Source organism: Lysinibacillus sp. NPDC094403 (assembly GCF_050278745.1).
Lineage (GTDB): Bacteria > Bacillota > Bacilli > Bacillales_A > Planococcaceae > Lysinibacillus.
The window spans coordinates 19,309-27,948 of record NZ_JBNNTL010000030.1 but is presented as its reverse complement, the minus strand read 5'-3'; the positions used below and the strand labels follow the sequence as shown (position 1 = coordinate 27,948).

Below are 8,640 nucleotides of genomic sequence, written 5' to 3'. Positions count from 1 at the left end.
CACACCCGTTCCCATACCGAACACGGAAGTTAAGCTCTTTAGCGCCGATGGTAGTTGGGGGCTTCCCCCTGTGAGAGTAGGACGTCGCTAGGCAACAGAAACAGTCAGCTGAGTGCTGGCTGTTTTTTTATAAAAAACTTTAATAATTTATCAATAATTCCACAAAACTTAAAATAAGATGTGCTTAACTAACATTTATATTTTAAATGTAGAGGAAAATTAAAAAGGCTATATTTTATCGGTGTAAATAAGGAAAAAAACTAGCAGATTTGCCACCTTAAAAAATCTGAATTGTCTTTCTTTTATAAGTTTCTTGACAGTAGCTTAGCACGTTGTTAATCTTACAATTAATATTCTTTTAACTATAGGAGGACGTTACGAAAATGTGGGAATCTAAATTTGCCAAAGAAGGTTTAACTTTTGATGATGTATTATTAGTACCAGCCCATTCAGAAGTATTACCGAAAGATGTTGATTTATCAGTTCAACTAACACCGAAGATTAAATTAAATATTCCAATGGTCAGCGCAGGGATGGATACAGTTACAGAATCTAAAATGGCAATTGCTATGGCACGTCAAGGTGGTATCGGTATTATCCATAAGAACATGTCGCTCGATGAGCAAGCTGAGCAAGTAGAAAAAGTAAAACGTTCTGAAAATGGTGTTATTACAAACCCATTCTTCTTAACTCCGACTCACCAAGTTTTCGATGCTGAGCATTTAATGGGTAAATACCGAATTTCTGGTGTACCAATTGTTGATAGTATGGAAAACCAAAAGCTAGTAGGGATCATTACAAACCGCGACTTACGTTTCATTTCTGACTATTCTTTAAAAATTGAAGATGTTATGACAAAAGAAGATTTAATTACAGCTCCTGTTGGAACGACTTTAGAGGATGCTGAAAAGATTCTTCAACAATATAAAATCGAAAAGCTTCCAATTGTAGATGAAGACGGTAAATTAACTGGATTAATTACAATTAAGGACATTGAGAAGGTAATTGAGTTCCCTAACGCTGCAAAAGACATACATGGTCGTTTATTAGTTGGGGCAGCAGTTGGTGTTTCAAAAGATACTATGATACGTATTGAAAAGCTTGTTGAAGCACAAGTAGACATCGTAGTAATCGATACAGCTCACGGTCATTCTGAAGGTGTATTACAAACAATTCGCTCTATCCGTGAATCTTATCCAGAGCTTGAAATTATCGCTGGTAATGTGGCAACAGCTGATGGTGCACGCGCATTATTTGAGGCTGGTGCAGATGTAGTGAAAGTTGGTATTGGACCAGGATCTATTTGTACTACTCGTGTCGTAGCTGGTGTAGGTGTACCACAAATTACAGCTGTTTACGATTGTGCAACAGTAGCACGTGAGCTTGGTAAAACAATTATTGCTGATGGAGGCATTAAATACTCTGGAGACATCGTAAAAGCTCTTGCAGCGGGTGGTAACGTTGTAATGCTTGGTTCACTTCTTGCAGGTACTTCTGAATCTCCAGGTGAAACTGAAATCTTCCAAGGTCGTCGCTTCAAGGTTTACCGTGGTATGGGTTCAATTGGAGCTATGGAAAAAGGTTCAAAAGATCGTTACTTCCAAGAGGATGCGAAAAAATTAGTACCAGAAGGTATTGAAGGTCGTCTTCCATACAAAGGACCACTAGCAGATACAATTTATCAACTAATCGGTGGTATTCGTGCAGGTATGGGCTATTGCGGTTCACCTAACCTTGAGTTCTTACGTGAAAATGCTCAATTTGTTCGTATGACAGGTGCAGGTCTACGTGAATCTCATCCACATGATGTACAAATCACAAAAGAATCACCAAACTATTCGATGTAATATATTACTAGCAACTTTTATGCTCTCGAATCGTCTACAAAGATGACACGAGAGCATTTTTTTATGATAGAGAGTGCGCACGTAAGTTACTATATATGATAAAATGTCGAGGACAAGATTATTTTTTTGGAGGGCTTTAAAGGTGAAAAAGACAATGAACACTGTCATTCGCTTACTCCTAATTCCTGTTTTGTTATTTAGTGTGTTAGCAGGTATTCCTACAAAGGCACATGCGGACTCAGGTTTAGGACTACATGTGGATGCTGCGATTTTAATTGACGCAGATTCAGGAAAAATTTTATATGAACAAAATGCAGATACTGCGCTAGGTATTGCGAGTATGACAAAAATGATGACTGAATATCTGTTATTGGATGCAATTGATGCAGGTACAGTTAAATGGGATCAGGAATATCACGTAACTGATTATACGTATAAATTGTCTCAAAACCGTGCGTTAAGTAATGTACCATTGCGTAGAGATGGAACTTACACGATTCGCGAATTATATGAGGCGATGGCTATTTACTCTGCAAATGCTGCAACAGTGGCTATTGCAGAAACAATTGCAGGTACTGAAACTGAGTTCATAAAGCTGATGAATAAAAAGGCAGAAGAGCTTGGTCTTAAAGATTATAAATTCGTCAATTCTACTGGTCTTAACAATGCAGATTTATTTGGTATGCAGCCAGCTGGTACTGGACCAAATGATGAAAACGTAATGCCTGCTAAAACTGTAGCTAAATTAGCATATCATTTACTAAAAGATCATCCAGACGTATTAAAAACATCTAAAATTGCAAAAAAGAAGTTCCGTGAAGGTACAGATGATGAAATTAATATGGAGAACTGGAACTTTATGTTGCCAGGATTAGTGTTCCAATATGAAGGCGTTGACGGATTAAAAACAGGTACAACAGACTTTGCTGGACATTGCTTTACAGGTACAGCAGAGCGCAATGGTACACGTTTAATTTCTGTTGTTATGAAGGCTGTAGATACAAAAGGACAGGGCTCAAGAAAAGCGCGCTTCGATGAAACAGCTAAATTGCTTAACTATGGTTTCTCACAATTCTCGAAACAAGAAATTATTCCAGCGAACTATACGTTTAAAGATCAAGAAACAGTAAAAGTTACGAAAGGTAAAGAAAACAAAGTAGCGATTGCTGTTAAAGAACCAGTTTCATTTATGGTCAAGTCATCTGAGAAAGATTTATATAAACCTAAACTAGTATTAGATAAAAAGAGTCTAGAAGCAGATGTTAAGAAAGATACTGTTGTTGGAAAGGTAGTTATTGAACGCTCAGAGGGCACAGATTACGGTTTTATTGACGGTAAGGACCTTAAAGCCGATGTTGTTACAACAGAGGCTGTGGAGCGTGCTAGCGGTATCTCATTATTCTTCCAAGGTGTTGGTAGCTTCTTCGGAAACTTATGGAGTGGTATTACTGACTTTGTTGGTGGCTTATTCTAATAATTAATGCATAAAGAACACGTAGATGTTTTTAAAACATCTCGTGTTCTTTTTCACGTTTTTACGCATTAGTGCATACGCTATTAGGCGAAAGGATGTGGCTAAATGTGTGGCATTACAGGATGGGCTAGCTTTCAAAAGGATTTAAGAACGAGTAATGAAATTCTAAAGTTAATGACGCAAACTTTAAATAAACGAGGGCCTGATGATGAAAATATTTGGTGTAGTGAGCATATTGCATTTGGCCATCGTCGGCTAGCCGTCATAGATTTGATCGGTGGGAAGCAACCGATGAAAAAAATACATGATGGTGCAAACTATGTCATTACATATAATGGCGAGCTTTATAATACAGAAGAATTAAGGACAGAGCTTCAAAAACGAGGGCATGTTTTTACAACACATTCAGATACGGAAGTTTTATTAACTGCTTATATTGAATGGAAAGAGCAGTGTGTTGATTTTTTAAATGGAATTTTCGCTTTTGGTATATGGGATGAACAATCACAATCTCTTTTTTTATGCAGAGACCGACTAGGTGTAAAGCCTTTGTTTTACACAGAACAACAAGACGGCATACTTTTTGCATCCGAAGTAAAAGCATTATTAGCCCATCCATTGATTAAAACAACCGTTAATACGGAAGGGCTAGCAAATATTATGGCTGTAGGACCATCTAGAACGCCCGGAAAGTCACTTTTTCAAAATATTAGTGAGCTACGTCCAGGATATGCAATGCGTTTCTCTAGAGAGGGTATACGAGTTTGGCAATATTGGCAGTTACAGAGTAAACGTCATGAAGAGTCATTAGAGGAAACGATTGATCATGTCCGCTTTTTACTAAGGGATGCTATTGAACGACAACTTGTTTCAGACGTACCGATCTGTACATTCCTTTCAGGAGGATTAGATTCTAGCATTATTACTGGTATTGCAGCAAACATGTTTCAGCAACAAAATAAAGGCAAACTCCATACGTACTCTATAGACTATGAGGATAATGAACGTTTTTTTAATCCACATACTTTTCAAACGTCCACAGACACGTATTGGATTCAAAAAATGACAGATACCTTTAGTACAACACACCATGCTGAGGAAATTTCTCAGCAGCAATTAATCGATTCTTTAGTTGAATCTGTCATCGTTAGAGATTCACCAGGGATGGCAGATGTAGATTCATCGTTATTATGGTTTTGTCGAGAAATTAAAAAGGATTTTACGGTTGCACTGTCAGGTGAATGTGCAGATGAGATTTTCGGTGGCTATCCATGGTTTACAGAAACAACTACAGGTTTCCCATGGATTCGTTCACTGTCTGAAAGATCAACAATGTTACAAGAGAGATGGCGTAAGAAATTAAAAGTTGAGTCATATGCACAACAGGCATATTCACAAACAATTGCTGAAGTACCATATCTTGATGGAGAGAGTATCGAGGAAGTAAGACAACGTGAAATGTTTTATTTGAATATGGTATGGTTTATGCAAACATTGCTGGAACGAAAAGACCGTATGAGCATGGGGGCCAGTCTTGAAGTTCGTGTTCCATTTGCAGATCATCGCCTTGTGGAATATGCGTGGAATATTCCTTGGGAAATGAAAAATTTAGGTGGTATGGAGAAGGGTTTACTTCGTAAAGCAATGCAACATTTATTGCCAGAAGAAGTTTTATATCGGAAAAAGAATCCATACCCTAAAACTTATCATCCAGTTTATACAGCCGGCGTTCAAAAATGGCTAAGAGAAATAGTAGAGGACAAAAATTCAATTCTTCATGAATTATTTGAACGACGGAAGTTAATAGAGCTAATTGAATCTGGTGGCAGCTCTTTCAAAGTCCCTTGGTATGGACAATTAATGGCAGGTCCACAGCTTTTAGCTTATCTGGGGCAAATTCATACATGGTTTGAGTTTTATAATATCCAGCTAATCGAATCATAATATTAATTTCGCCTTGGCGTAATTGTTGTTGCTGACGCTTCGCTTTCGCACAGAAAACATTTGTTGCTGACGCTTCGCTTTCGCACAGAAAACATTTGTTGCTGACGCTTCGCTTTCGCTACAAGAATGAAGATAAAAGAAATACCAATCAACCTTTTAACGTGAGGTTGATTGGTGTTTTTTCTGTATATCCCAACAGTTCATTAGCTTTTCGATAGAAGGTTCAATTTCATGTGCAGGTATACTTCCGAAACCTAGTAAAAATTGAGCTTGTGAGGCTGTGGAGTGATCCAGGCGATAATCAGATAGTGGATAGATTCTAATTTCCGCATTGGAGGCAAGCTGCTGTAATTGCTTTTCAGATAAAGTATGTTGTACATCCAGTAAAATATGCATGCCTGCTTGTTCGCCAGTAATGTTAATTTGATTAGAATAGTTTTCTAAAATAGAAGTAAGTTTTTCATGCTTTTTTCGATAAACCTTCCTCATTCGATTTAAATGCTTTGCAAAATGGCCGTCACGCATAAAATTAGCTACGATATGTTGATCGAAACGAGGTACTGTTGATGAATAGTAATTAAATACGTCATTATAAGTAGCAAGTAATTTTGGTGGAAGTACAAAATAAGCAACACGCAGGGATGGCATTAATGATTTTGTAAATGTACTCATATAAATGACTTTATCATTTCGATCTAATGCGTGAAGTGCAGGAATTGGTTTTCCAGTATAACGAAATTCGGAATCATAATCATCTTCAATAATGTATCGAGAGGCGCTTTGTGCAGCCCAATTTAAAGCCTGTGCACGTCTTGTTGCCGATAATACTGCTCCTGTTGGGAATTGGTGTGATGGCGTGATATAAACAACGTCAGCACTAGTTTTTTCGAGCTCATGAATGACAATTCCTTCATCATCGACCGCAATTGGGTAGACTTTTCGTTTATGCTGTGAAAACATACGATGCACAGCTGGATAACCTGGGTTTTCAAGCGCAAAGCAAGTATCGTCACTAAAGAGGCGCAAAATCATTGGTAGTAGCTGTTCTGTCCCTGAGCCGATTACAATTTGCTCGGGACTACAAACAACCCCGCGTGATTGAAATAAATAATTAGCAATCTCTGTTCGTAAAGATAGTTCTCCTTGAGGCTCCCCCGTTAATAATAATTCCTTTGAAGCATCATCAAACAGCTCTTTTGCATATTTCCGCCATGTTTGAAAAGGGAAGGCATCAATATCAATAGAACCAGGATTAAAATCTATCTTGTACGATTTTTTCTTAGGTTGTTCGTTTAAGGACGCTGCTGTGTCCTGCTGAATATACGGAAGCTCGTCAATTTCCTCTACAAAATAACCAACGCGGGATTTAGACATAATATAGCCTTCTGCAAGTAGCTGTGCATATGCAATTTCAATAGTTGTTTGAGAAATATTCAAAAAATCGGCTAATTTTCTTTTTGATGGTAATTTTTCTCCTACTGCTATTTTCTTTGTAATAATAGCTTCTTTAATACCGCTATAAAGCTGATCATAGAGCGGTTTTCCACCATCTTTTTCTAGCTGAAATAATAGCATGTCCATGTTCGTTAATCCTCCTGGCCTTATAATTATTTTGAAAACTGGATATTTTTATATGGTCAATTTCAATTATACTAAATTTCATCATAAAGGTGGAGGTTAGAAATCATGAGACAAACAGGTACAGAATTAGTTAAGCGCGGAATGGCAGAAATGCAAAAGGGTGGCGTCATTATGGATGTTATTAATGCAGAACAGGCGAAAATTGCAGAAGCAGCAGGAGCTGTGGCTGTTATGGCATTAGAACGAGTACCATCAGACATTCGCAAGGCGGGTGGTGTTGCGCGTATGGCTGATCCTCGTATTGTCGAGGAGGTGATGGGGGCTGTATCCATTCCTGTCATGGCTAAAGCACGTATTGGACATATTGTAGAAGCAAGAGTGTTAGAAGCAATGGGTGTCGATTATATTGATGAGAGTGAAGTATTAACTCCAGCAGATGAAGAGTTTCATTTATTAAAAAGTGATTACACAGTGCCCTTTGTTTGTGGGTGTCGTGATTTAGGAGAAGCTGCTCGACGTATTGGTGAAGGGGCTTCCATGCTACGAACTAAAGGGGAACCAGGGACGGGTAATATTGTAGAGGCAGTTCGCCATATTCGTAAAGTGAATGCGCAAGTACGTAAGGTTGTTGGAATGACAGAGGATGAATTAATGACAGAGGCTAAATTGCTTGGTGCTCCGTTTGAATTATTAAGAGAAATTAAGCGTCTTGGCCGTTTACCAGTCGTAAATTTTGCAGCAGGTGGAGTTGCTACGCCAGCTGATGCAGCTTTAATGATGGAGCTTGGAGCTGACGGTGTATTTGTTGGCTCTGGTATTTTTAAATCAGAAAATCCAGAGAAATTTGCTCGTGCAATTGTTGAAGCCACTACGCATTATAAGGACTACAAGCTAATTGCCGAAATTTCAAAAGAGCTAGGTGTTCCGATGAAAGGTATCGATATTGCACAGCTTAGTCAAAATGAGCGTATGCAAGAGCGAGGCTGGTAACATGAAACGAATCGGTGTTTTAGCTTTACAGGGAGCGGTACGAGAGCATGTGCAAATGATAGAGTCTCTTGGATGCGAAGCTGTCTTAGTAAAACAAAGAAATGATTTAGAGAAGCTTGATGGACTCATCTTACCTGGTGGAGAAAGCACAACAATGCGGAAATTGCTGAATCGATATGAGCTATTAGAGCCAATTCGCACACTTGCAAAGCAAGGTTTACCGATGTTTGGAACATGTGCGGGATTGATTTTATTGGCAAAGGAATTAGTAGATTATGAGTCACATTTAGCTGTAATGGACGTGGTAGTTGCACGTAATTCTTATGGACGCCAGGTAGATAGCTTTGAGGTTAAGCTTGACATACCTGAAATAGGTGCTGCCATTCCAGCTGTCTTTATACGTGCGCCACATATTGTTTCCGTTGGTGAAGGTGTTGAAGTATTAGCAGAGCATGACGGGAAAATCGTGTTAGCAAAGGACAATCATTTATTAGGCTGTTCCTTCCATCCTGAATTAACGTCAGATGCACGTATTCTTGAATATTTTGTATCTTCTATGGTATGACTTGCAAAATTTCAATTCATATAGTACAGTATGGATAAAATTTAAATAACTGAACACGATGATGGGAAGTAGTAGCAAGCACGTTTTTTTTAGAGAGTCAGCGGGTGGTGGAAGCTGATAAAAGCACTTGTGAATCCGTCCTGGAGTTGCACAGTCGAAGTTAATGAAGTAGGCTGTCGCCGGCTGAAATGCCGTTATGAGATAAGTGGATTAGACAAAGTACAATGTGTCTAGTCAAT

The 8,640-nt window shown here is 38.4% G+C and carries 6 protein-coding genes, 1 rRNA gene and 1 other annotated feature (1 of these 8 only partly in view); of the genes, 6 read left to right on the top strand and 1 reads right to left on the bottom strand.

Translation table 11 applies throughout. The features are described 5' to 3' along the window. From rrf to asnB, 4 genes are all read left to right on the top strand, one after another. Positions 1 to 93, top strand: a 5S ribosomal RNA gene (gene rrf, locus ACQKMV_RS23035); the annotation flags it as partial. Positions 94 to 383: 290 nt separating this feature from the next. Continuing rightward, on the top strand, positions 384 to 1,847 hold the full coding sequence (guaB, locus tag ACQKMV_RS23030) for an IMP dehydrogenase (protein ID WP_427506738.1): 1,464 nt from the start codon (positions 384 to 386) through the stop codon (positions 1,845 to 1,847). A gap of 142 nt (positions 1,848 to 1,989) precedes the next feature. Continuing rightward, complete coding sequence (locus ACQKMV_RS23025) at positions 1,990 to 3,321, top strand: D-alanyl-D-alanine carboxypeptidase family protein (RefSeq protein ID WP_427506737.1); 1,332 nt, start codon at positions 1,990 to 1,992, stop codon at positions 3,319 to 3,321. A 105-nt stretch (positions 3,322 to 3,426) separates the two neighbouring features. After that, positions 3,427 to 5,265 (top strand): asparagine synthase (glutamine-hydrolyzing), encoded by a 1,839-nt coding sequence (gene asnB, locus ACQKMV_RS23020; protein ID WP_427506735.1) that lies wholly within the window; start codon positions 3,427 to 3,429, stop codon positions 5,263 to 5,265. 156 nt (positions 5,266 to 5,421) lie between these two features. Here asnB and ACQKMV_RS23015 read toward each other — a convergent pair whose 3' ends face one another. Continuing rightward, positions 5,422 to 6,846, bottom strand: coding sequence for a PLP-dependent aminotransferase family protein (locus ACQKMV_RS23015; protein WP_427506734.1), 1,425 nt, complete (start codon positions 6,844 to 6,846; stop codon positions 5,422 to 5,424). Between the two features lie 105 nt (positions 6,847 to 6,951). Here ACQKMV_RS23015 and pdxS point away from each other — a divergent pair, with 105 nt between their 5' ends. Then, a complete protein-coding gene (pdxS, locus tag ACQKMV_RS23010; RefSeq protein ID WP_197143171.1) occupies positions 6,952 to 7,836 on the top strand; it encodes a pyridoxal 5'-phosphate synthase lyase subunit PdxS in 885 nt (294 codons plus the stop codon). A gap of 1 nt (position 7,837) precedes the next feature. Further along, positions 7,838 to 8,401, top strand: coding sequence for a pyridoxal 5'-phosphate synthase glutaminase subunit PdxT (pdxT, locus tag ACQKMV_RS23005; protein WP_427506732.1), 564 nt, complete (start codon positions 7,838 to 7,840; stop codon positions 8,399 to 8,401). 49 nt (positions 8,402 to 8,450) lie between these two features. After that, positions 8,451 to 8,640: a binding site (T-box leader), on the top strand; it runs 34 nt beyond the window's last position.